Consider the following 24,642-nt stretch of genomic DNA (forward strand, 5'->3'; position numbering starts at 1 on the left):
TGTGAAAATATGTAAATTATATTAAGAACATTTTATAATGAATTGAGAAAAAGAAAATTCATAAGTTATAATGAAATATGAATATAAAAAAAGTTCATATAATAATGTATGGAAGGGTATGAAACATGTTATATCAAACTCAAGCAACACAACAAACACCAGCTTATATAATTTATCTTCTTGATGTAAGCGCATCAATGAACCAAATGATGGATGCAGGCGGAGAAGAAAAAAGAAGAATTGATATTGTAACGGATGCTCTTTCTTTAGCGATTCGCCAAATGGTATTTCGTTCAACAAAAGGTAGTCGCTTGCTCCCGAGATATAAGTTATCTATTTTAGCCTATAGCGATCATGTTTTTGATTTATTGGGTGGGGTGAAAACAATAGACGAGGTAGCAAGACTTCGCCCTCTAGAAAAAATACAAACGCATCGTTTAACTGATACAGCAAAAGCTTTCTCTGTAGTAGAGAAGTTATTGCAAAAGGAATTACCAAATTTACAAGACGGGCCAGCTCCTGTTGTTTGTCATATGACAGATGGTGCTTCTACTGGTGAAGATCCAGAATTAATTGTGCGAAGAATTATGAATATGTCTGTACCTGATGGAAATGTACTAATTGAAAATATTTTTATTTCAGATGAAATCATGCAAGAACACATTACTAATATAAAGAAGTGGGAAGGCATTATGCCAAATACAGAGATTACAGATGAATATGGTGCAAAGTTGCAAAGACTTTCATCGCCTATCCCTCAAAGCTATCGTGAGATGATGACAGAACATGGATTTCATATTGCAGATGGTGCGGTGATGATGTTTCCTGGGACAAATGCGGATTTAGTATCACTTGGATTTCAAATGTCGGCTGCAACGCCGGTTCGATAGGAGGGGGAAGTATGGTGAAATATATCCTATCGCAAAAGAAAGAAACGGTATTGCAAGATAAGAAAACCAATCATTTTTCTTATCGATATAGCTATGTAAGAGCAAAGGAAACGCAGGATTTAAATGAGTGTGGACAGGACTTCCTAGCATTTCAAGATAATGGAACTAGTTTCATATTTGCGTTATGTGACGGTGTAGGGCTGTCTTTTCATGGTGAAATTGCTGCGGAATTTCTTGGTATGAAGTTAGTAAACTTGTTTGAAACATGTCAAGAAAGTGAACTGGATATTGCTACATTATTAAATGAACAGTTAAATAATTGGATAGAAGAAGCTTCAGAGGAAGTGAGTGCATTTCGGTTGCCAGAAAAAACACCGTGGTTACTTCGCGATGTCTTGGAGGAAAAGCGAAAACAAGGTAGTGAAACGATGTTTATTGGTGGGAAAATAGAACTCATTCCAAATGAAGATAAAGTACAAATAACGATAGTTACACATGGCGATTCATTTGTGCAATTGTTTCAAGATAAGGAGAATTGTTCGAATGTAATGAAGTTTAAGAGAAATATAGAGAAAAGATGGTCTACACAGCGAGGTATTATTGGTGGGGAATTGGCGGTTTTTTCAAAGGCACTATCTAGGCAAGAAGCGAATCGGATAGTTATTCACTCAGACGGACTTGTGCCGCTTAAGCAGTATAACTTTGAGGAAGTGTTAAAAGAAATTGAGAGGGCACAGAACTCTCCGACAAGCGATGATATTTCATTTTTAGATGTTTCTTGGTAATAAACACGATGGAAAAAAGGTGAATTAACGTGGAAGAGATTATTGTGACATACATAAAACAGTCAAATGAAGAAATTGATATTGCAATTCCAAATGACGTAAAAGTGGTACAAATTATTGAAGCGATTTTACATCATGAAAAAATAGATGAAGCATTGAGCGGGATCTATGAAATTAGAGTGGCAAAAGATAAAGAAGAGTGGCATTCTATTCGAAATGATGAAACGTTGCGCGATAATGATGTGTGGGATGGACAATATGTAATGCTACATAAAAAAGGAGCAATTATCCCTTCTTTTGAAATGATGCCAGCAGAAGAAGTTTATAATGAACCTGTTAAACAAGATATGTCTTCTAGTGAAGAAGATTATGTATGGAAAATCATTGAGTAATAGTTTTTGGATGGGGAAGGAGAAATGTTTTGTGCAAAAATCACCGTATTTTCAACGCTCTCCGCGTGTGAAAGTAGAGATACCAACAGGGGATGTTATTATTCATGATCCACCGAATATACCGGAGGAGCCGAAGTTTTCAATTGAAACAATGTTACTGCCTGCAATGATGACAGTTTTAACATTGGTATTATATTTTGTAATGATGAAATTTATGAAGATGAATTCAAGTTATATGCCATTAATGATGGTTTCAAGTATTCCGATGTTGGGATCATATATAATTACAACGATGGGGCATTTCCGTAAAAAGAAAGAACATCGTCAAATGGTTGAACAATTACAAACAAGATATTTAGAGCAAATTCAAAAGCATCGAGTGGAATTAGATACGTTAAAGGTTGAACAAGCAAAATATTTAATTACACAAAATCCAAGCCCATTAAAAAGTGTACAAAGAATTGAAAACAGGGAAAGTAATTTGTGGGAGAGAACACCTGAAAGTCCAGACTTTTTAGATATTCGTATTGGTACAGGAGAAAGACCATTCCTTGTAGAATTGAAGGTGCCTGAACAGAAAGGTTACGAAGAAAATCCATTAGTTACAGAAGCACAAAATGTGAAAAGAGATTTCAATACGATACCGAATGGACATATTTCAATTTCTTTGAAAAAAAATGATGTAATTGGTGTAGTCGGAAATAAAGAAGATAGACTAAACTTTATTCGAATTGTAACGACACAAATTATGACGCATCATGCACCAAATGAAGTGAAAATAGCAGCATTTTATCATGAGAAGGAGAAAATGCAGTGGGATTGGATGAGGTGGCTTCCTCATGTATGGGATGAACAGAGAAGTATGCGCTTTTTATCTGAAAATCAACAAGATGCACAGAAATTAGCTGAAGTACTATTTACCCCACTTAATATGCGTAGAATCTATAATTCCTCTGCGCAAGCAGATGCAAAAGTTCCTTTAATTCCGATGTATGTATTTTTCTTATCAGCGAGAGAGTTTTTAGAAGATGATCCTTTAACTCCAATGTTACTTAGAGAAGGTGAAAGTGTAGGAGCTTCTACATTTATTTTTGCGGAACAAAAGGAACGCTTACCGATGGAATGTGATCTTGTAATAAGCTTAAATGGAGAAAATGGTGAGTTAGTAGAAACGTTTTCAAGTTCAGCTGAAAATAGTGGAACAACGCGTGCTAGTTTTAAAGTAGATCGACTTTCATTCGAGCGATGTGAACTAGGAGCGCGAAGCATTGCTCCAATTCGAATGAAAAGTTCTACAGCAGCCAACATTCCGAAAGTATTAACATTTTTAGACTTGTTTCAAGTTAAAAATATGGAAGAGCTACAAGTGCTAGAGAGATGGAAAGAAAATCGATATCCGACTTCATTACCGGTTCCAATTGGTGTAAGAGAAGGAAGTAAACCTGTTTTTCTAAATATTCACGATAAAATAGAGAAAAAAGGGCATGGTCCACACGGCCTAATGGCTGGCACAACAGGATCAGGAAAAAGTGAAGTAATTCAGTCTATAATAGCAGCGTTAGCAGCAACCTATCACCCTCATGAGATGGCATTTATGCTTATCGATTATAAAGGTGGTGGGATGTCAAACACATTTGCGGGATTACCGCATATTATTGCATCTATTACGAACTTAGAGGACCCGAACTTAATTGAGCGTGCCAGAATTTCATTAAAGGCAGAACTAGAACGGAGACAAAAATTATTCATTCAAGCTGGAAATGTTCAGCATCTAGATGAATATTATGAAACAAGCTGGCGTGAAAAAGAACCTTTACCACATTTATTTATTGTTATTGATGAGTTTGCTCAAATGAAAAAGGAACAACCAGAATTTATGGACGAGCTAATTAGTGTCGCTGCAATAGGAAGGACATTAGGAGTTCACTTATTATTAGCAACTCAAAAACCTTCAGGGGTTGTAAATGACAAGATTTGGAGTAACTCACGTTTTCGAATTTGTTTACGTGTACAAGATGACGCGGATAGTCGTGAAATGTTAAAGATTCCAGATGCATCTAAAATCAATGTACCAGGGCGAGGATATCTTCAAGTTGGTAGCAATGAAGTATTGGAATTATTCCAATCTGCATGGAGCGGAGCACCTTATAATCCAGATGAAGAGAAAGTTCTTGATATTGTTGACTTTACAGAAGTGAAGCTTTCCGGTGAAAGAATAAAAGTGAAAAAGCGTCCAAAACCAATGACAAATAGTCCAAAGCAATTACAAGCTTTTATTCAATATGTACAGAGCGTATCAGAAAAAGAAAATATTAAAGCACTACCAGGACCTTGGCTGGATCCATTACCGGAAAAATTATTGTTAAAAGAATTTTATGCTATGGAAAATTGGACAATTGCTGAGTGGAATAAACCGAAAGAATATTTACAAGTAACAGTAGGATTAATTGATGATGTTGCAAATCAAGCACAATTTCCTCTGAAGTTAGATTTACAAGAAGGGCATTTAAATATTTATGGTATGCCAGGTACAGGGAAAACGACGATGTTGCAAACAATTATTATGTCCTTAGCTGTATCGCACACACCAGAAGAAGTGAATTTCTATGTTATTGATTTTGGTCGAATGTTCTTAGATTTTAGAGACTTACCTCATATAGGCGGGATTATACAAGAAGGCGAAAATGAGAAAATGAAACGTCTATTTGGATTTTTAAAGAAGGAAATCACGCATAGAAAAGAGAGTTTTTCTAATATCGGTGCAAAGTCATTCTCTATGTATAACCGAATGGTGGAAAAGAAAATACCAGCTATAGTAGTAATGGTAGATGGTTATATAAGATTCAAAAATGAATTCGAGAAAGAAAATGAAGTATTAGAATTATTATTGCGTGAATCAAGTACATACGGAGTTTATTTCTATTTCTCTCTGAATCAAACAATTGATATGTTCGATCGTGTTCGTAATAATATACCGATGGCACTTACATTTGAATTGCAAGATGGAACAGAATACCATAACTTAGTAGGCAGACCTAAATTCCCATTAATTGAAGTTCCTGTTGGCCGTGGATTAATGAAAGGGCAACCGCCGGAACTATTCCAAGCAGCATTGCCGTTTATTGGGGAAAGTGAACTTGAGTACTCTCAACAATTAAAAACAATTATTCAAAAAATGAATGGAGAATGGGATGGTGAAAAAGCAAAAGCTATTCCAATGGTACCTAAAGAAATATTTGTAGAGCATATGGTTGAAAAATTAGAAACAGCCCAAATTTCAGCAGGTATAGAAACAGAGGATATTCGCTTACAAAGCTTTTCTTTAGATGAAATGAGTCATATATTTATTGGGGGAAGAATAGAAGGTGGAAAAACATCGTTATTACAAACACTTCTATTCACTACTACATACCAATACTCTCCTGAAAAGGTTGAGCTATACTTAGTAGACCTTGGTGAAAGACCTACAGGCTTATTAGCTCTTGGAGATTTACCTCATGTGAAGAAGAAAGTTACAGAGGGTATGCAATTAAAAGAAATGTTAGATGAATTGTTAGAGCTAATAAATAATAGAGAACCAATAATGCCTTCTATAGATCCAAACGTAACAGTAGAGTTTCCATATAAGAGAATAATCATTGCAATTGATGATATTGATCAAATGTTAACTGTATTATCTACTGATTATGAGGCGAAAAATAAAATGGAACTAATAGTCCAAAACTGTAAAAATAAAGGGATTCACTTTATGACAGCGGCTACAACGTCTAGTTTAAATAGCTATTCTCATGAAAAATGGTTTGCGGAAATTAGAAAGAGAAGTATTGGTTATTTATTGGGAACGACACAAAATAACGATGTGTATTTCTTTAATATGAAACTTCCACATACTGAAATGGATCAAGAATTATTAAGTGGGGATGGATATTGTATACGTAGAAAGCCAATAAAAATAAAATGTGCATATACACCATTACATTTACTTCGCACGATGATAGATAAAATTAGTGTGAAATGGGCTGAATTAAAAGTGAAATAATATTAAAATAGGGTTAAATTACTAGAAAATAGAATTTTTTTGTAATTTAGCTCTTTAAAAATTGTATGAATATAGTTTATAATCTAATTGTTGTATCATTTATGATTTGAAAGGGGAAATTATTACAATGGCAGAAATTAAAATCACACCAGAAGAACTTGAAAGAATCGCAGGAAACTTTAAAAACGCAGCAGGAGAAGCACAAAGTCAAATTAATAGACTTGAAGGCGATATTAATAGTTTAGAAGGACAATGGGCTGGGGCAACACAAGCGAAGTTCCGTGGAGAATTTATCCAATCTAAACAAGCAATGCAACAATACATTCCAATTTTAGAAGGTATTTCAACAGATTTAAAACGTATCGCTGATAAATTCCGTAACACAGATAACGCATACTAAGAATAGAACAATTGCAAAAGACCAGGAGCTATTGTTCCTGGTCTTTTTTTGAAAAATTGTTATACGAGAGTAAGGGGATAAAATGGGATTCCGACCAGAAGTAGGAGAAAAAATTAATCTTAATAAAGATGTTTATCGTTTTGAGAAACACCCAGCTGTAATTGGTATTGAAATGCCCTATGGCCAAGAGGGAAGGCAAGGAACCGTTTATCAATTACAACAGGAAAATGGTGTAGAACGAATTGCATTAAAAGTTTTTAAGGAACGCTATCGTGAGGAAAAACATCAACTAGCATTTCTGAAACCACTTTCTTCCTTAGCAGGTCTGAAAGTATGTTCACGCTATATCGTTACTAAAGAAGAACATACATCTGCTATCAAAAAATCAGAAGATCTTGCTAATAGTATTGTAATGCCTTGGATTGAAGGTCCAACTTGGGCTGATATTTTACAAGAACAACGAATGTTATCAAAAGAACAATGTTTCTTTATTGCAGAAGCATTTCTTACAACACTTAAAATGATGGAAGAAAATGAAGTTGCTCATAATGATTTATCGTCTAGCAACGTACTTGTACCTTTTTTAAGTGAAAATGCAATTGAAGACCAACACAATATCGAACTTGTTGATGTTGAGCAAATGTATGGCCCAAAAACGAAAAGACCTTCATTATTGCCAGCAGGTTCAGCGGGTTATGCACCAAAGTATTTGACAAGTGGAGTATGGCAAAAAGAAGCCGATCGATTTGCTGGTGCTATTTTATTAGGAGAAATATTAAGTTGGTGTAGTGAAGAAGTTCGAAATAAAAAATGGACGGATGCAAGTTACTTTAAAACGGAAGAAATGCAGACAGAATGTGAAAGATATACGTTACTTCAGCAAGTATTACATAATCAATGGAACAGGGAAATTGCAAAATTATTTAAGCAGGCATGGAGTAGTAATTCTTTCGCAGAATGCCCAAGCTTTGCACAGTGGTACGATGTATTTAATAGCGCGAGAGAAATAATAAAAATTGATGCGGAAAGGCAGTCAGCAGAAGAACACTCTCTTTTTGTATCAAAATGTTTGGAAATTGCAAGATTATTAGAAGAGAGAGGATTTAAACAAGCGGCATTATATGAATATAAAATAATTTTCAATTCACTCAATTCATCAACAGCTCTGCAAAAAGAACTCGCATATATCATTCAAACTATGGAGAGTCAAGAGCCTGAAATAAATAATAAAATGGTCCTACAACATTATTTGGAATTAGCTACTGAATTGGAACGAGAAAACAATGCAGCATTTGCTTGTTTCGTCTATTCACGAATCGTACAATTTCCAAACATTGATCAGGCGTTAAAACAGGAAATTGAAAGCATTATTAAAGAGATAGAAGAAGAGCAAGGAACAGAGTCGCAGCAAGAAGTAGCAGCTACAATTACAGTGCCAAATAGCATTCTACAGAGCCGAAAACAAACAAAAAAACAAGTGGAATATGATATAGATGATGAGATTTTAAATGCAAAAGCATCCAATCAACCACTTACAGTAGCGCATGAACAAAGTGAACCGTCACCTTTTTCTAAATGGTGGAAAAAGAATAAAAAACGGATTTTGATTATTGGTTCAACTGCAGTTGTTGTAATAGGTGGTTCGACGTTGTTTTATTTCTACACAACAAATGCTAAATATCAAAAGTTTATGGAACAAGCACGACAAGCTTATGATGATAAAAAATATACAAAAGCTGAAGAAGCTGTTGGACAGGCAATTGCTGTGAAGGGTAAAGACGAGGCTTATCTCCAATTAGCAACGATTTACGTTGCTGAAGGAAAAAATAAAATTGCAATCGATTATATTACAAAACTAATAAAAGATAGAGAAATAGATAAAGAAAATAATGAAGCTGCTTATTTATTAGCTTCAGCGAATTTCCGCATTGGGAAATATCAAGAAGCAGTGCAAAATTTTGAACAAGCGCTAGCGAATAATGCAAAAGGAATTGAACCATACAAAAAAGATGCAATGCGAGATTTAGCTGTAAGTCATATGAAAATGAAGGAATTTGAAAAGGCAGAAGATGTTATTGTCAAAATGAGTACGAAAACAAATGAAGATAAAGCAATTGTTTCGTATTTAAAAGGTCAACTATCAACCGCAACTGTACAGTTAGACAAAGCAGAATCTTTCTTTAAAGAAGCTATTATGCAAGATTCAAAGAATGCCATATATACAATTGAACTTTCAAATTTATATGTGCTTTGGAATAAAACAAACCTAATTGATAGTGCGAAGAAAGAAATGAATTATCAACAAGCATCTCACATCTTACAAGTTGCAATTCAAAAAGATATGAAAAATATTGAGTTGTTAAATCAACTAGGAATTGTGTATTACGAAGCGGGCCAATTTTATGAAACGCGAGATGGCGCAAAGAGTACGGCTGCATACCAACAAGCGTTAGAAGCTTACAATAGAGTTGTCGGCAGTGGAACACGCGATATAAATACGCTTGTAAATATAGGGATTTTATACGATAAAGTGGGACAAGGAAATGAAGCAGAGAAGCTTTTCACAGAAGCATACTCACAAAACGATGAAAATCCGCATGTGAATTTTGCATTCGGGATGTTTAAAATTAAACAGAAAAAATATGAGGAAGCAAGTCGCTTCTTAAGAAAAACAGTGCAAGCAAATGAAAATGAATCTGAAGTAAGAGCTGCGCAAGAAAAACTAACAGAAATGAAAACAAACGGTTGGATTCAATAAAGATAGGAAAAGGGGAAAAGGACATGGAGGAAAACAATAATAACTTAGGGAAAAAAGTCGCTATATCAGTAATGTCGGTAGCATTACTAGGAACATCAGGATATCTTGTGTATGACAAAGGCTTTAAGACAGCAGGAAAAGAACAAGTAAAACTAGCAAGTAATACAGAAGAGAAAAAAGATGATCGTATTACAGGGGGCGATTTACAGTCTATGTTCCCGAATTTAGTCGCTGATCCTGCAAAAAAAGATGAAAAACCCGGCGAAAAACCAACTATTAATTTAGCAGACTTAATTGGGAATAATAAATCACCAATTACACCAGTGACGTATAAACCAGATGAAGTATCGGTGGAAAAGAAAGATCCACAAATCAAATTATCGGATGCACCAACTCCACAAAAGTTAGATTTGCCATCTAATATGGGGGGACCTGTGGCGGAGCCAAATAAAAATAATGATAATGCTCAATTACCTACATCCACTGTAGAACCGCCAAAAACTAATACTGGAACAGGAGGAACTGAAACAGAAAAACCAAAACTAGACCCAGAACCAAAACCGGAACCAGAACCAAAACCAAATCCAGAACCAAAACCAGATCCAGAACCAAAACCAAAACCAGAACCAAAACCAGATCCAGAACCAAAACCAGATCCAGAACCAAAACCAGATCCAAAACCAAAACCAGATCCAGAACCAAAACCAGATCCAAAACCAAAACCAGATCCAGAACCAGAACCAAAACCAGATCCAGAACCAACACACCCAACAATTACAGTATCACCAAAAACGGGAGATATTTTAGTTGAGTGGTACGCTGGCAATGGAAAATACTACTCATCTGTTTTCTTTAATGATTTTTATACGAGTCAAAAAGAACTGGATGAAAATGCATTAAATAATTTAACGAACTACTATAGCAAAAAAGAAGACTGGACGCTCGTTAGCCAATTGAATACACCATCAAAATCAAAATCAATAGCTGAACATAAGCTAGCATTAGATAATGTAGAACAAATTCTTACAAGTGGTGAATATTCAAATGAGAGAGCACTATTCTATTTACGTAATCAAATGAATGTACTAAATGAATCGGTTACCACTCAAGAAGAGCTACAAAGATATTTAAGTGAAAATAAGAAGGATTATATTAAATCTGTAGCAGAAAAAGTTTATCAAACAGCAACAAAAGAAAAAAGAGAGTGGTCAAATACAGGGGATGTAGCATCTTTAGAACAAGCATTAAGTAAGTTTTATTTAGTTACATCAGTATTTGAAAGCGTAGATCCTACATTAGTAGAAAAAGCGAATCAAGATGTAGAAGATATTTTCAACAAGCTATTACAAGAAGAATTACAGAACCTTAATATCCAAACATCAGTAGTGATGTCTGCAACTGAGACAAAAGAAAAAGCAAGCCCTGTAAAAGAAAAGACTAGCAGTAATGAAGGAAAAGCAGTGAAAGAAGTTCCTAGCAGTAATGAAGGAAAAGTAGTTAAAGAAGAAAATGTAAGTGAAAATGAGGAAACAGCTACATCAAGTGAGAAAAATCTAAAAGAATCAATAACTGAAGGTGCCACAAATAACAATAAAACAAATAATGTAGATTCAAGTAATCAAAAAGAAAAAGTGAAATCTGATCCGGCTGAAGAAGCAATTGCTCAAATTGATGTATATTTAAATCCAGCGAATCCACAATATGAAAATGCTTTACTATTAGCAAATCAGTATATTGACGGTGCAACAGGAGAACAAAAAGAAAAATTAGAACAGCAATTTAGTGCGGCTGTAGAGGGACTTCGTGGACAAATTAAAGATTCTAATTTCAAAGTCGAAGATGCTATAAATAAAGCGAATTTATTAGCAAATACGGCAAGAGTAGAAAAATCTGTTCAAGATGAATCTCATAAATTATTAATGCCGCTAATGTTTGAAAGAAAAGCAAACGATGCTGCAAATAAGGGAGAATATTATACAGCGGTATTAAATATTGCAAATGCAATTCGTACAAAGCACCCATTGGAACGCTCAAGAGAAGAAATGGTTAATTATGCGAATAAATTATGGATAGATACAGAAAATGAATGGAATAAAATAAATGGAACGACAGGATGGCAAAGTGAAGTAAGTAAAAACTTATTACCATCATACACATTACTTGCACAGTTAAAAGATATTGATAAAACGATTGGCCAAATTAGTGGTATGAATATGATTGATAATGCATCCAAAAAAATGGAGGGAATTCAACTTATTCAGTTAGCAGGTGATGAAGCAAATAAAAAAGGTCAAACGAGCCTTTATAATGCTTTACATTATTATGGTCAAGCAGCTTCCCGAGGTGTTGTTGACAAAACAGGATTTTCTAATGTAGCTGGTCTTGTAATTAAAGAAGCAAAACAGTTAGAGAATAAGGATGCTTTAAACAACTATCAAATTTTATATAAAACACCAGGAATTGAAGAGCTAGGAATTAAAGATGAAGTAAAAGTGACAATTGAGTATTTGAGTACATTTGAAGCTGCAAAGGTAAGTGGAAATAAAGATACAATTGAAGATTTAGCTTCAGCAATTGAATTAACTTATCGTTCTATGGAATTAGGATATCCAGAAGCAGATGCTAAAGAATGGATGAATACGGTAGCTCTAAAAATGTTGAATAAAGGTGCAGGTTATATGTCCGCAACTGATACGAATAATGCATATAAATGTTTTGAATTTTTAACTCGTGATAAATATGCAAATGCTATTAATGGAGAAATAACGAAACAAGCAAAAAAGAATGTAGAAACAATTAAATCTATGAACGTTAAAAAATAATTAGATTTAATATTCGCCATCTTACTTTGAGTAAGATGGCGAAATTATTTCGCATAAGGAGTGAAGTTCAATGAGTTTACTAGAAATTTGTCCATTAGATGAGGCGTTAGTGGAGGCTTTACAGAATGAAGAAAAAAGAGTTCGTTTTTATGAGATATTACAGAAATCAAATTTGTACGTTGTTGCTTCGGTAGAGGGCGATACAACTGTAGATGAAGAAGGAAATTTGATTTCAACTGAAAATACACAATTGCAAATTCATTATTTTGAAATGGAAGAAGGATTAATGTTACCACTGTATTCTGATTTGAAACATTTAGAAATGGTTATTCCAGAAGAATGTCCGTATGTCTCTATGAATGCAGTTGAATTATTAAAGACGATAGATTTAGAGGCAAATGTAATATTAAACCCAGGAACAAAATTTCAAAAATTATTTGTAAAGGAAGAAATTGAAGCGATTTGTGATAATAGTATTTTTGATGTTTTTTCTAAAGGGGATAAGTAAAATTTGATGCAATTCTATTCATTTTTGGTATAAAATAGAGGAAGGTGGGAGAAGGTTTGGAGATTAAGGTCAAACCTGAACAACTCGAACAAATTGCCAAAAACATATCAGAGATGCAAACACACAGCCAGACCATACAACAAAATCTCAATCAATCTATGTTTAGTATTCAAATGCAATGGCAAGGAGCAACGAGTCAACATTTTTATGGGGAATATATGAGATCAATGAGACTCATGGAATCTTACATACGTAACTTACAAGTTACAGAAAAAGAATTACGGCGTATCGCTCAAAAGTTTCGTCAAGCTGATGAAGAATATCAAAAGAAACAAAATGAAAAATTGAAAGAAGCCCATAAAAAAGAAAAGAAACATGAAAAATCATGGTGGGAAAAGGGAATAGAAGGAGCAGCTGAATTCATCGGAGTAAATGATGCAATTCGTGCAGTTACCGGTAAAGACCCTATTACAGGAAAAGAATTATCATCAAAAGAAAGACTCATCGCCGCAGGATGGACGCTCCTAAACTTTGTTCCTGTTGGAAAAGTGGCAAGTCTTGCTGGAAAAGGAATAAAGTATGTCGCTTCTAGCTTTGGGAAGACGATTGTAAAAGCAGGAAAAAAACTAGGCGAAGGCGTAACAATGGTAGCTGGAAAAGCTGGAAAAGCAGCTGTCGATGGTATAAAAACAACCAGCCACAAAGTAAAAGAGGGTGTAAACTTTGTAGCCTCCACAGCAAAAGGATTTGCCGACAAAATCGGAAGCCTATGGAACAAAGGTGCCACAACCGTAAAAACAACCTTCTTGCAAGGGAATGAAAAGATCCAGCACGCAGTAAAAACATTAATGGAGTACAAATGGATCCCAGGCGAGGGAAAAGGCTTCGCCATGGCTGGAGTAGGAAATGTCTCAGGAGGAGGACAGTATTCTCTGAAAGAGGCTTATCAGTATATGGAGAGTAAGGTTGTTAAGGGTACGGGTGAAGCTATAGGGAAAATAAATATTCCTTCTATTAGGAATGGAGAGTTCAATAAATGGTTTGACGAGTTATCTTCAAAAGAGTTTAATAAAATGTGGGAGAACCCTAAGTTAAGAAAAAGGATTGAAGATAGAATTCGAAGACCGGGAGGATATCATGAGTGGCATTTGGTGGCAAGAACTCCAAAGTTTAAAGAGTGGGGAATATCAATGAATGATATAAAAGAAATGAGAACTTTAACAAAAGATGTAAAATTTGTTAATCCACCTGGTGTTCATGGTGGCGAAGGTTCTACAGTAGCTCATAATCAAATTCTAAGAATTATAGATACATCAAAAGATTATGAAACCTTTGTAAAAAGATTAAATAATTGGGCAGAAGATAGATTGGAAAGCGGAAAGATGGGATTACCAATTGAATTAAGGAGGTAGTAAAATTATGAATGACCATGTATCAATATGGATTGGGAATTTTGAGAATGAGGAAGAGTTAATGAATTATACAAATATTGAGTATACAGAAGATGGAGACAGTATTTCTTCAACTTTCGAAAAAGACTTTAACTTAGATTATTATGATCGCGATTTAATTGAAAAGAAATGGATTAGTAAATCGACAAACAGTGTGAAGGATTTATTAGATGGATTTTCTTACTCCGATCAATTTTTAGAACAGTTTGATACTATAAGATATAGTGAAGAATTTAATGCTGCTATTCTAATTTACAATTTGGAATATGATGCTCAAAAAACAAAAGGTAAATTTAAAAATAGTGATTTGAAGTTTATCGGTGTGGCACAATATACAATTACTGTAGATGATAGATGGTAATTTTTTAACTTTATGAAAGTATATGAGTTAAATTAAGCGTATTAAAAACCTTGAGTGGCTGATTGCCTTTCAAGGTTTTTTTACTTTAGTTTAAATTAAATAAGCTAATATTTGAGTGGGACAATTTGTTAATCCAATAGGTAAACATGGTGATATAGGTTCTACTACAACACATAATGAGTTGTTAAAAATTATTGATAGTTCTTTAGATTATAGTACATTTAAAAGAAGATTAAAAAATTGGGCACATTATAGATTGAAAGGTGGAATAAATTCATTACCTGAAGGCTTAAGATAAGTGATGTTACTATAATTTATATATAGGGGGATTCATTATGGAAAAACTGGGCGTAATGTCTTTATGGATAGGTAATTTTAGAACTAAGCAAAGTCTAAAAGAATATGTTGAAATTAAGTTTGATGAAGTTGGGGACAGAATTCAATCTAAATTCATGAGAGACTTTAATATTGATTTTATTGATTATAACCAAGATTTATTAGAGAGTATCTTGATAGAGGGCTCCACTACATCGTTGACTACCCTTTTAAGTGGTTCCTCTTACGAAGCGGAAATTTTATCACAATTTGTGGAACATTATGGGGAAGAATTGCCAGAAACCTATGATTCTGTTATTAGATTATATGATTTTGAGTACGATGGAGATATAGATGAAGTTAAATTTAAAAGTGGAAATTTAATTTATATGGGGTCAGTTGTATATGAGGAATGGGATGAATAGTTTGTGATTTAGTGAAGGAAACCAATACAATTAGCTATAGTAACTGCCTAAGTATTTATTACAGGACTTATAGGTTATATACTAGAGTGATAAAGCATGTGGTACTAAAATTGTATACACAGTCAGGTAAGGCATGAGAACGAAAAAGAATAGGCTGTTAAAAAGTAAAGACCTCATGATGGTTGTACCATCATAGAGTGTTATGTGCAATGATAGAATAGAAAATAAAGTATGAGCTTAGGCGAGATGACATTTTACCGGGCGATAAATATAAACACATGGAATGTATATGAAACTAATGAACTCGTACAAACTCGTAAGTTTTAACGTAGTAGTTTTTATGACATACAAAAGGTTTCATACTTTTACTGCAGGATTTACAAATTTATGCTACTTAAAAACATATGAACTTAAAGCGCTTGTTTGTCAATTAAAGGCAACAAGTGCTTTTTTCGTATCAGTATAAAAATGATATATAATAAAGATAAAGTTAATATTAGATTGAGATTATAAAAAGTGAAAAATAGGTACTAAAAAGCAGCTGTCGATGCCATAAAAACAGCCAGCCACAAAGTAAAAGAGGGTGTAAACTTTGTAGCCTCGACAGCAAAAGGATTTGCCGACAAAATCGGAAATCTATGGAACAAAGGTGCCACAACCGTAAAAACAACTTTCTTGCAGGGGAATGAAAAGATCCAGCACGCAGTAAAAACATTACTGGAATACAAATGGATCCCAGGCGAGGGAAAAGGCTTCACCATAGCTGGAGTAGGAAAGGTCTCAGGAGGAGGACAGTATTCTCTGAAAGAGGCTTATCAGTATATGGAGAGTAAGGTTGTTAAGGGTACGGGTAATACTCCTAAGATAACTGAAATAAAAGAGGGGGATCTTGGGAAACAAATTATTAAAGGGAAAAATGGAAGGAAAGAACTTGCGCCAAACGTACGTTATATTACTGAGGATGGTTATAAATATACAACAGATGAGCTTGGTAGAATAGTAGATGTTGAGGCAGAAGAATTAATACTTCAAAAAGGAAAAAGAAATACAGGAATGCAGGTAGCAGCAGGACGAGAAAATAGGTTGCCTGATGATGATGATGGTGGTCACTTGATAGGGACACAATTCCATGGATCCGGTGACATTGATAATTTAGTCGCTCAAAATAAACAGATTAATCGGTCAGGTGGAGAATGGTATAACATGGAGAAAGAATGGGCTAATGCTTTAAGTGAAATTCCGCCGAAAAAAGTATCTGTAAAGATTGAACCAGTTTATCAAGGGACTTCACTAAGACCAAATTATTTTGAGATAGTTTATGAAATAGAAGGAAAAGGAATATTTGAGAAAACGATTAGAAATCGCGCAGGGGGTTGATTAAAGTGGAAAAAGAAATGAATAAGTTGTATAGAGAAATAGCCGAAACAGTTAATGAAATGATTCCAGAAGAATGGGAGAAATTTTATTTTTATGCTCAGATATCGGAAACTGGAGGGGGAACTTACTTTTTTTATAATACACCTGAAAATAGACAATGCTTTAATTACAGTGTGAAAATCCCATTTAACTATGCTATTGATAAAGAAGAATTTAAAAAAAATAAAAGAAAGCTGTTTGAATTGAGCGATGAATTAAGAAATGTTTTTAAAGATAATGAGCAGGAACTTTGGTATTCTTTTACAATGTCTCTTGAAAGTAGTGGGAAATTTAAGATGCATTACGATTATACAAATTGGTTCGATACAGAATATAGTTTTAGTGACCAAATGATTATATGGAAAAATAAATATTTAGGTGAAGTACCAAATGATGAAAATTATAAAACATTAATTGATAAGTATCATAGTGAATTTCCGAATAATCCTATTTAACTAATTAAAAGACAGAAAAAATAATAGGGTGTTTGAAAACATATACTCCATGATGGTTGTACCATCATGGAGTACTGTGTGCAATGATAGAATAGAAAATGAAGTACGAGCTTAGGCGAGAAGACATTTTACTGTGCGACGAATATAAAGACATGGAATGGACATTAAATTAACGAACTCGTACAAACTCGTAAGTTTTAACATAGTAGTTGTCACGACATATAAAAGGTGTCATACTGTTACTATAAAACTTACAAATTTATGCTACTTAAAAACATATGAACTTAAAGCACTTGATTGTCAATTAAAGGCAACAAGTGCTTTTTTGCGTTTTAGCGTAGAAATTTAAAAGAGCATTATAATTTTATAAGTGCATTAAGTGTTAAATTTTTATTGTTGTTTTATAGACTGTAATGGCTATGTACAGTATACGACGATAGTAGAGGAAAAAATAAAGGGTTGTGTTATGTTTTGAAGTCATCGTAAAGTACGTTTTAACGGATGGACGTTATGCACACGTTATCCGCAAAAAACGGGTAAACGTTACAGGAACTTTAATTGCTGTAACGAGAAGGGACTCAATATGGAAGAAAAAGTAGTTGGTTATGTACGAGTTTCAACAGAAAATTTTCTTACTATTACTACAAAACTTACAAAATATAAATTTAAAGCAATTGCTTGTTGAGTATAGCAAACGCGAAATCGTACAAGTATTGTCCCGTAATAGAGAAATAAAATTAAATAAAGAGTAAAGGAATGCATCCGTTGCGCTATTTTATAGTGTAGCGGGTTTTTTAGTGCGCAAAATTCAGCACTTTCTCATCAAATTTTAATGTAAGCTTAATTGTGCTCTCTTTTTTCACCTTTAATATAAGCCGTAGATACGAAAGATATATAAGGTGAAGGGAGACATAATACATGCGTATTTTAGTTGTACCATCAGGGTTTAAAGAAAGTTTAGGGGCGAAGGAAGCTGCCGATGTAATGAAAGAGGGGATTTTAAAAGTTATGCCACTTGCTACTGTAGAGACTTTACCGATGGTTGATGGCGGGGAAGGGTTTACAGAGGCAATTATAAATATTACTGGTGGGAAAATGTATGAAGTACAAGTAACGGGACCTGTTGGAGATGAGATACAATCTTATTTTGGTGTTTTTGAAACGAGAAACGGTGAGCGTACAGCTGTTATTGAAATGGCTGCGGCAGCTGGGTTACGCCTTGTACCGAGAGATTTACGTGATCCAAGGAAAACGACTACTCACGGTGTTGGACAGTTAATAGAATTAGCTTTAAACAAAGGAGTAGATCGTATATTAATAGGATGTGGTGATTCAGGTACGTCTGATGGAGGTGCTGGTATGGCTGAAGCGTTAGGTGTAAAGTTTTTAAATGAAGATGAAAAGGAAATACAAATTCAAGGTGGCACCTCTTTATTACAAGTTTCAAAAATAGATACGTCACAAGTAGATCCTAGATTAAGACATGTCCAAATCGATGTTGCTTGTAATTGGTTTAATCAATTATGCGGTGAGCATGGAGTAGCTAGAGTGTTTGGTCCGCAAAAGGGTGCTAACGAAGCACAAGTAATAGAACTAGAAAAAGCATTGGAACGCTATGCTTCTATTATAAAAAAAGATATAGGGATAGATGTACATCATACACCAGGAGGTGGTGCATCTGGCGGTCTTGGTGCTGGACTGCAAGCTTTAATTGGGGCAACGCTTCACCCGAGATACGACATTATTATGAAGTATATGGATCTAAATAAATTATTGTTAAAGTGTGATCTTGTATTTACCGCGGAAGGAAGTATAGATTTTCAAACACCACGTGGGAAAATTCCAGCTGAGGTGGCTAAATGTGCAAAAAGATATGGATTACCAGTAATAGCGTTAGTAGGGACAGTTGGTAAAGGGGCACGTATTAATTACGATTACGGAATTGATGCATATACAAGCATATTACCAATGCCATCTTCATTAGAAAATGCATTTTCTAATGCGGAGAAATGGCTTCGTGATTGTACAGAGAGTACGATGCGTACAGTTTTAGTTGGCTATCAAATCGCTTCTCGTTTAAATAAAAGTGGGTACGTATCATGATTGAAAAAAATGTAGTGGAATTACATGTGGATAATAATGATACTCCGAAAGTTAAGTCATCCTGGGTTCTGCCCGTAGCACTTATATTAATTGTAGAAATAGTTCTTTTGCTTCCATCATCATTAACGATGGAAGCAAAATGGAGTTTGTTTGGGTTTTGCTCTGCAATTATATTATGGACAACAACAACGATAAATTCGGCCTATATTGCACTCGGTTCTGTATTATTTCTAATTATTTCAGGAACAGCAAAGCAAGATCTTTTATTTGATTCGCTAGCTTCGGATGTCATTTGGCTTATGATCGGTTCGTTTATTTTAGGAAGAGCACTTCAAATTACCGGTCTAGCTGAAAAAATGACGTACTTTGTTGTGAATCGTGCTCGTAATATATCAGGATTATGCTGGATTTTAACAATGATTATTCAAATACTTGCCTTTTTTATTCCATCTACATCGGGACGCGCAGCGGTTGTATTACCTGTTTTTCAAGCTATATGTAAAGAAATTGGAAGTAGAAGAATTGCGAAAGCATTAGCAATTTTAATGCCTACTGTGATTTTAGTTTCAACAAGTTCTACAATTATTGGGGCAGGCTCACATTTAATCGCTCTAGATATGTTAAATGAATTTAATAATAAAAACATTACATTTGTAGAGTGGTTAATATGGGGATTACCATTTGGAATTATAATGAGCTTTATAAGTTGTCGCGTAATATTAGTACTATTTTTAGACAAAGAGGAAGTAAAAATGAAACTGCAACAGAAAAAGGTTAAGTTTGAATTATCGCGAAATGAAAAGTATACAATAAGTATTTTATTAGCGATGGTAGCATTTTGGCTAACGGAATGGTTACACGGTTTGGAAATTGCAACCGTAACTATAATAGGGGTATTTTTATTAACTTTACCAAAACTCGGCGTAATGCAGTGGAAAGAAAGTTTAAAAGGTGTCTCGTGGAACTTAATTTTATTTGTTGGAGCAGCAATTGCATTAGGGAAATCATTAATGGAAAGTGGTGCAGCGCAATGGATTATGCAGAAGTTATTTTCTATAACAAAATTTATTGATGGTCAATCAATTTTCATTGTGCTACTAGTAATTGTTATTCTTTCCGTAACATCACATTTATATATTACATCTCACACTACGAGAGCGGTAATTTTTATTCCGCCACTACTATACTTTGCAAGTAGTCTACAATTAAATGAAGTAGCTGTCTTATTTTTAGGTATTGTTGGAATAAATTATTGTTTAACCTTTCCGGTCAGTTCTAAAGCACTACTATTATTTCAAGAAAGTGATAGAGAAACTTTTCAACCACAAGATTTATTAAAATTAAGTAGTTATTTAAGCGTTATTTATATATTTGTAATGGTTATATTTTACTATGCATATTGGCAATGGGTTGGATTGTCTCTTTAAAAATCAGGAATATATTTCATTCCTGATTTTTTTCATTAAGGAGAAAATATATTGGGTATTTTTTCTTTTGAAGGAAAGTATTACTTGTTATACTAAAATGGTGCAAATATATATTATAGGAGGCTTTTATGGGAGAAAGGATTTTAATCGTTGAGGATGAAGAAAAAATTGCTCGTGTCGTGCAGTTAGAATTAGAATTTGAAGGATATGAAAGTAAAATTGCAAAAACAGGTACAGAGGCAATGGAAAAGTTCGGCAATGGTAACTGGGATTTAATATTACTTGATGTAATGCTTCCAAATATAAGTGGGTTAGAAGTTCTTCGAAGAATACGTTTGAAAAATGCTGTAATACCTATTATTTTATTAACTGCTCGTGACTCAGTTGTTGATAAAGTGAGTGGCTTAGATCAAGGGGCAAGTGATTATATTACAAAGCCATTTCAAATCGAAGAACTTTTAGCGAGAATTAGAGCATGTTTAAGAATTTCAAACGTAATAAAAGAAGAGGAGCATAGTAGTTATCAAGTTGCTGATTTATATTTAGACGAGAAAACACGTGAGGTGAAAAGAGGGAATAATCTAGTCGACTTAACACCACGTGAATTTGATTTATTACACTTTCTAATGAAACATGAAAATCAAGTGTTAAATCGAGAACAGATCGTAACGAATGTTTGGGGATTTGATTATTATGGTGATACAAATGTAGTCGATGTATATATTCGATATTTACGTAAAAAAGTAGATTGTAATATAGACGTACCGCTTATTCACACTGTTAGAGGTGTTGGTTATGTCTTAAAGGTGTAATATATGAAAATTAAAAATAAAATATATTTATTTTCTACAGTATGGTTACTACTTATTTTGTTACTTATTAATAGTTCTATATATTTTTTGTTTTATAAAGTGACTACGAACGGAGAGTTAGAACGTTTAAAACGTGAGGCAGTACATATTATAGAAGGAATGAATGCAGAATCAGCAAAAGAAATAGACGCAGTAAATCTGTTGCAACCGTACTTACCATCAAACGGTATGATTAGAGTTATTAATGAAAATTCAAAGGTAATGATTAGACAAGAAGTAGATAGTACAAAACCAATCCCAGCAGTAAATACGAAATTTGAAAGAAGAGAATCGGCGGGAATTTATGAGAAGAATGGAGGGGAATTTGCTTATATAAAAATACCAATCATTTGGCATGATGGAAAAATCGTTTCGTTAGAAATGACAGAACGTTTAGATAGTTTGCAAGAGAATTTGAATATGTTAAAAAGTGTATTAGTTATTGCATCACTTTTCGTTTTAATTCCGTCTTTTTTTGCGGGAAGAATGTTAAGTAAACTCATTTTAAAACCTGTAAATTCTTTAATACAAACAATGGAGCATATACAGGATAGAGGGATATTCAAAAAAATACCGCTTGAGAAAAAATCAAAAGATGAATTGCACAAAATGGGAACGACATTTAATAAAATGATCGATTTATTACATCAGAACTTTGAAAAGCAGCAACAGTTCATTTCAGATGCTTCGCATGAATTAAGAACACCGTTAACAGTTATTGAAAGTTATGCAAAATTATTAAAAAGATGGGGAATGAAAAAACAAGATGTTTTGGAAGAATCTGTAGAAGCGATTTATTCTGAGGCAGTAAGAATGAAAGGTATGACGAATCAAATGTTGCTTCTTGCAAACAGCAGTGCTGAGTGGAATTTGGAGACTAACGAATCAGATTTGGTCCGATTATGTAAGATGACTGCAGAACAACTAGAAAAAACATATAATCGGGATTTTCGTGTTATTACAGAGGAAGAAAAGATTGTTGTAAATATTGACGAACAAAAAATAAAACAAGTATTAGTAGTTTTATTAGATAATGCAATGAAATACAGTAAAGATTCTATAGATATTATAGTAGGAATACAAAAAGAAAAAGTCTATTTTTCTATTCAAGATTACGGTTTTGGAATTCCTAAGGAAGATATACAGAAAGTGTTTGATCGCTTTTTTCGAGTTGATAAAGCGAGGAGTAGGGAAACAGGCGGTACTGGTTTAGGTTTATCGATTGCGAAACAAATTATTGATGCTCATGAAGGTGATATACAACTGGAAAGTGAAGAGGGAAAATGGACGAAAGTTACAGTGTATTTGCCTTTTTTTTATAAAGAGATGGGAGCTTGAAAATGAAAAAGAAATGGAAGGTTGCATTGTTACTTTGTTTTGTGCTTGTTAGTGTAGCTTTTGTATCACAACGTATCATTTCTAAGCAAGGAGACACAATATTATCTGAAAAACAAATTCAAAATATTGTGTCGGAACAATATCCTGGAAAAATTAAAAGCATGAAATTAGTAAATAAAGGGGAACTAGATTTTTACAAGGTAAATCTATCAAATGAACAAGGCTCATATGAAATAATAGTAGATGCTCAAAATGGAGAGATAAAACGCGCTAAAGAAATATCATTAAAAAGTAATACAATAACGAAAGAGAAAGCGGAAGAAATGGCGCTACAGAAAGTACAAGGTGAAATTAAACTTACTATATTAGAAAAGAGAAATGAGATAGAAGTGTTTGTAATTACGGTAGAAACAAATGATAAACAAAGTAAGGTAGTTGAGATTGAAAAAACAACTGGTCAAATTCAATTGTTAGAGAAGCCGATGACAAAAATTACAGAAGAGCAGGCAAAAGAAATTGCAGTGCAGCAAGTGCCAGGAAATGTAAAGAGAATTAGGCTTGAGCAAAAAAATGAAAAGAATATATATGTAATAGAAATAGAGAAAAGTGCAAATGAGAATGTGATAGTAGAAATTGAAGAAAATACAGGCGCTTTTATTGGTACTTCACAAATACAAAAAGTTATAACAGAAGAGCAGGCGAAAGAAGTTGCGTTACAAAAAGTACCAGGTGGATTTATAGAGAAGGTAAGTGTAGTTGATATAAATGGTACGTCTACCTACCAAATTATTATAAAAAAACAGACAGAAACGGTCGATGTAAGGATACATACGATAACAGGTGAAGTCATTTCTACTACATCGGTAAATAGCGCTATTCAGCAAAAGGAGTCATCACAACAACAAGATGAAGATGATCAAGAAGAAGGCAATGATGATCAAGAAGATGATGACGAAGGGTAATCACAACAATAAACGGATTCTCATCAAATTTTAATGTTTCTCACAGTTTTCTTTCATTTTAACATTTTAGTATGTAAGGAAGAAAGAAATAAAGAGGAGGAACATGAAATGAAATTATGGATTGGAATCGTAATGGTGCTTTTAATTGGTGGAGGGACAACATATGGTGTAAATGCAATGGAACATGAAGAAACGGGATTTGAAGAGATAAAAGAAAAAAGTTATAAAAGTAAAGAGCTTAGTCCGGAAACAGCTAAACAAATTGCAGTTGAAAAAGTAAATGGAGTTGTAGAGGGAATTGATGTAGAACGTATGGACGATAATGGTGTATATGAAATAGAGATAGAAACAAATGTAGGTGAGGAAGAAATATATATTAATAAGAAAAACGGGAATATTATAGCGAAAAAGGAATTTGAATTAATAAAAAATGAAGATGATGATGACCAAGATGAAGACGATATGGATCATGATGATCTAGATGATTAATAACATTGCTTTATTGTACAAAGTTACAATGGAACATTCTTTTCGACAAAAAAATTAATATATAGCTTGACAGTTACAAATATAACCGATATACTTCATATTAATTTCAAAAGAAAATATATTCTAAATATTAAAATGTGTTGAATAGGAGTAGTAAGGTCGTATATTTGTACAGAGAGCTATGGGTTGGTGTGACATAGTCAAATGACATCCTGAACTCGCCTAGGAGCAGTAAGGTGGAACGGAATCACATTCTTAGTAAATCTTAACGGTTAACCTTCGATATTAGGTTTGTAATCAAACGATTACTACTAAGGTGGATTCATAATGGAATCAATAAGGGTGGTACCGCGTTAAGTAAATGGCTTAGCGTCTCTTTATATAGAGACGTTGAGCCATTTTTTTATTTTATGGAAATAGAAATGGAGGGTTTATTTGAATTGGTCTATATAATT

The 24,642-nt window shown here is 33.8% G+C and carries 19 protein-coding genes and 1 other annotated feature; all 19 genes read left to right on the forward strand.

Features of this window, described 5'->3' with window-relative positions:
- Window positions 1–125 precede the first annotated feature (125 nt).
- The 19 genes from ACTFR9_RS03700 (at window position 126) to ACTFR9_RS03790 (ending at window position 24,187) form a co-directional block, all read left to right on the forward strand.
- Complete coding sequence (locus tag ACTFR9_RS03700) at window positions 126–890, forward strand: vWA domain-containing protein (RefSeq protein ID WP_000966842.1); 765 nt, start codon at window positions 126–128, stop codon at window positions 888–890.
- Window positions 891–901: 11 nt separating this feature from the next.
- Entirely contained in the window at window positions 902–1,675 is a 774-nt protein-coding gene (locus ACTFR9_RS03705) for a protein phosphatase 2C domain-containing protein (protein ID WP_000241758.1), read from the forward strand.
- Window positions 1,676–1,704: 29 nt separating this feature from the next.
- Window positions 1,705–2,067 (forward strand): EsaB/YukD family protein, encoded by a 363-nt coding sequence (locus ACTFR9_RS03710; protein ID WP_000391141.1) that lies wholly within the window; start codon window positions 1,705–1,707, stop codon window positions 2,065–2,067.
- 31 nt (window positions 2,068–2,098) lie between these two features.
- Window positions 2,099–6,106: a type VII secretion protein EssC gene (gene essC / locus ACTFR9_RS03715; RefSeq protein ID WP_001172773.1), complete on the forward strand. Its 4,008-nt coding sequence runs from the start codon at window positions 2,099–2,101 to the stop codon at window positions 6,104–6,106.
- 127 nt (window positions 6,107–6,233) lie between these two features.
- A complete protein-coding gene (locus ACTFR9_RS03720; protein WP_000807831.1) occupies window positions 6,234–6,506 on the forward strand; it encodes a WXG100 family type VII secretion target in 273 nt (90 codons plus the stop codon).
- A gap of 82 nt (window positions 6,507–6,588) precedes the next feature.
- Window positions 6,589–9,264, forward strand: coding sequence for a tetratricopeptide repeat protein (locus ACTFR9_RS03725; RefSeq protein WP_000506914.1), 2,676 nt, complete (start codon window positions 6,589–6,591; stop codon window positions 9,262–9,264).
- Between the two features lie 23 nt (window positions 9,265–9,287).
- Window positions 9,288–12,086, forward strand: coding sequence for a hypothetical protein (locus ACTFR9_RS03730; protein WP_440048955.1), 2,799 nt, complete (start codon window positions 9,288–9,290; stop codon window positions 12,084–12,086).
- Between the two features lie 70 nt (window positions 12,087–12,156).
- A complete protein-coding gene (locus ACTFR9_RS03735; RefSeq protein ID WP_000054422.1) occupies window positions 12,157–12,594 on the forward strand; it encodes an SseB family protein in 438 nt (145 codons plus the stop codon).
- Between the two features lie 56 nt (window positions 12,595–12,650).
- A complete protein-coding gene (locus ACTFR9_RS03740; RefSeq protein WP_229136360.1) occupies window positions 12,651–14,006 on the forward strand; it encodes a WXG100 family type VII secretion target in 1,356 nt (451 codons plus the stop codon).
- Window positions 14,007–14,013: 7 nt separating this feature from the next.
- Complete coding sequence (locus ACTFR9_RS03745; RefSeq protein WP_000997785.1) at window positions 14,014–14,406, forward strand: immunity 22 family protein; 393 nt, start codon at window positions 14,014–14,016, stop codon at window positions 14,404–14,406.
- Window positions 14,407–14,741: 335 nt separating this feature from the next.
- Complete coding sequence (locus tag ACTFR9_RS03750) at window positions 14,742–15,146, forward strand: immunity 22 family protein (RefSeq protein ID WP_103141593.1); 405 nt, start codon at window positions 14,742–14,744, stop codon at window positions 15,144–15,146.
- Window positions 15,147–15,821: 675 nt separating this feature from the next.
- Window positions 15,822–16,523, forward strand: a complete 702-nt coding sequence (locus ACTFR9_RS03755) for a DNA/RNA non-specific endonuclease (protein WP_001161862.1) — start codon at window positions 15,822–15,824, stop codon at window positions 16,521–16,523.
- A 5-nt stretch (window positions 16,524–16,528) separates the two neighbouring features.
- Window positions 16,529–17,017 (forward strand): antitoxin YezG family protein, encoded by a 489-nt coding sequence (locus ACTFR9_RS03760; protein ID WP_000410096.1) that lies wholly within the window; start codon window positions 16,529–16,531, stop codon window positions 17,015–17,017.
- Between the two features lie 918 nt (window positions 17,018–17,935).
- Window positions 17,936–19,120 (forward strand): glycerate kinase family protein, encoded by a 1,185-nt coding sequence (locus ACTFR9_RS03765; protein ID WP_001221973.1) that lies wholly within the window; start codon window positions 17,936–17,938, stop codon window positions 19,118–19,120.
- Entirely contained in the window at window positions 19,117–20,547 is a 1,431-nt protein-coding gene (locus tag ACTFR9_RS03770; RefSeq protein WP_229136359.1) for an SLC13 family permease, read from the forward strand. Before ACTFR9_RS03765 ends, ACTFR9_RS03770 begins: the two co-directional genes overlap by 4 nt.
- Window positions 20,548–20,675: 128 nt before the next feature.
- Window positions 20,676–21,359: a response regulator transcription factor gene (locus ACTFR9_RS03775; RefSeq protein WP_000504583.1), complete on the forward strand. Its 684-nt coding sequence runs from the start codon at window positions 20,676–20,678 to the stop codon at window positions 21,357–21,359.
- A 3-nt stretch (window positions 21,360–21,362) separates the two neighbouring features.
- Entirely contained in the window at window positions 21,363–22,736 is a 1,374-nt protein-coding gene (locus ACTFR9_RS03780; protein WP_000694910.1) for a sensor histidine kinase, read from the forward strand.
- Window positions 22,737–22,738: 2 nt separating this feature from the next.
- Window positions 22,739–23,698 carry a PepSY domain-containing protein gene (locus ACTFR9_RS03785; protein WP_002170261.1) on the forward strand — a complete coding sequence of 320 codons (960 nt, stop codon included), beginning with the start codon at window positions 22,739–22,741 and terminating at the stop codon, window positions 23,696–23,698.
- A 108-nt stretch (window positions 23,699–23,806) separates the two neighbouring features.
- The gene (locus ACTFR9_RS03790) at window positions 23,807–24,187 is read left to right on the forward strand and encodes a PepSY domain-containing protein (RefSeq protein ID WP_000780503.1); all 381 of its coding nucleotides are present in this window, start codon (window positions 23,807–23,809) and stop codon (window positions 24,185–24,187) included.
- A 131-nt stretch (window positions 24,188–24,318) separates the two neighbouring features.
- Window positions 24,319–24,567: a binding site (T-box leader), on the forward strand.
- The last annotated feature ends 75 nt before the right edge of the window (window positions 24,568–24,642 follow it).

It is taken from the genome of Bacillus cereus group sp. MYBK222-1, assembly GCF_051916425.1.
Classification (GTDB): domain Bacteria; phylum Bacillota; class Bacilli; order Bacillales; family Bacillaceae_G; genus Bacillus_A; species Bacillus_A paranthracis.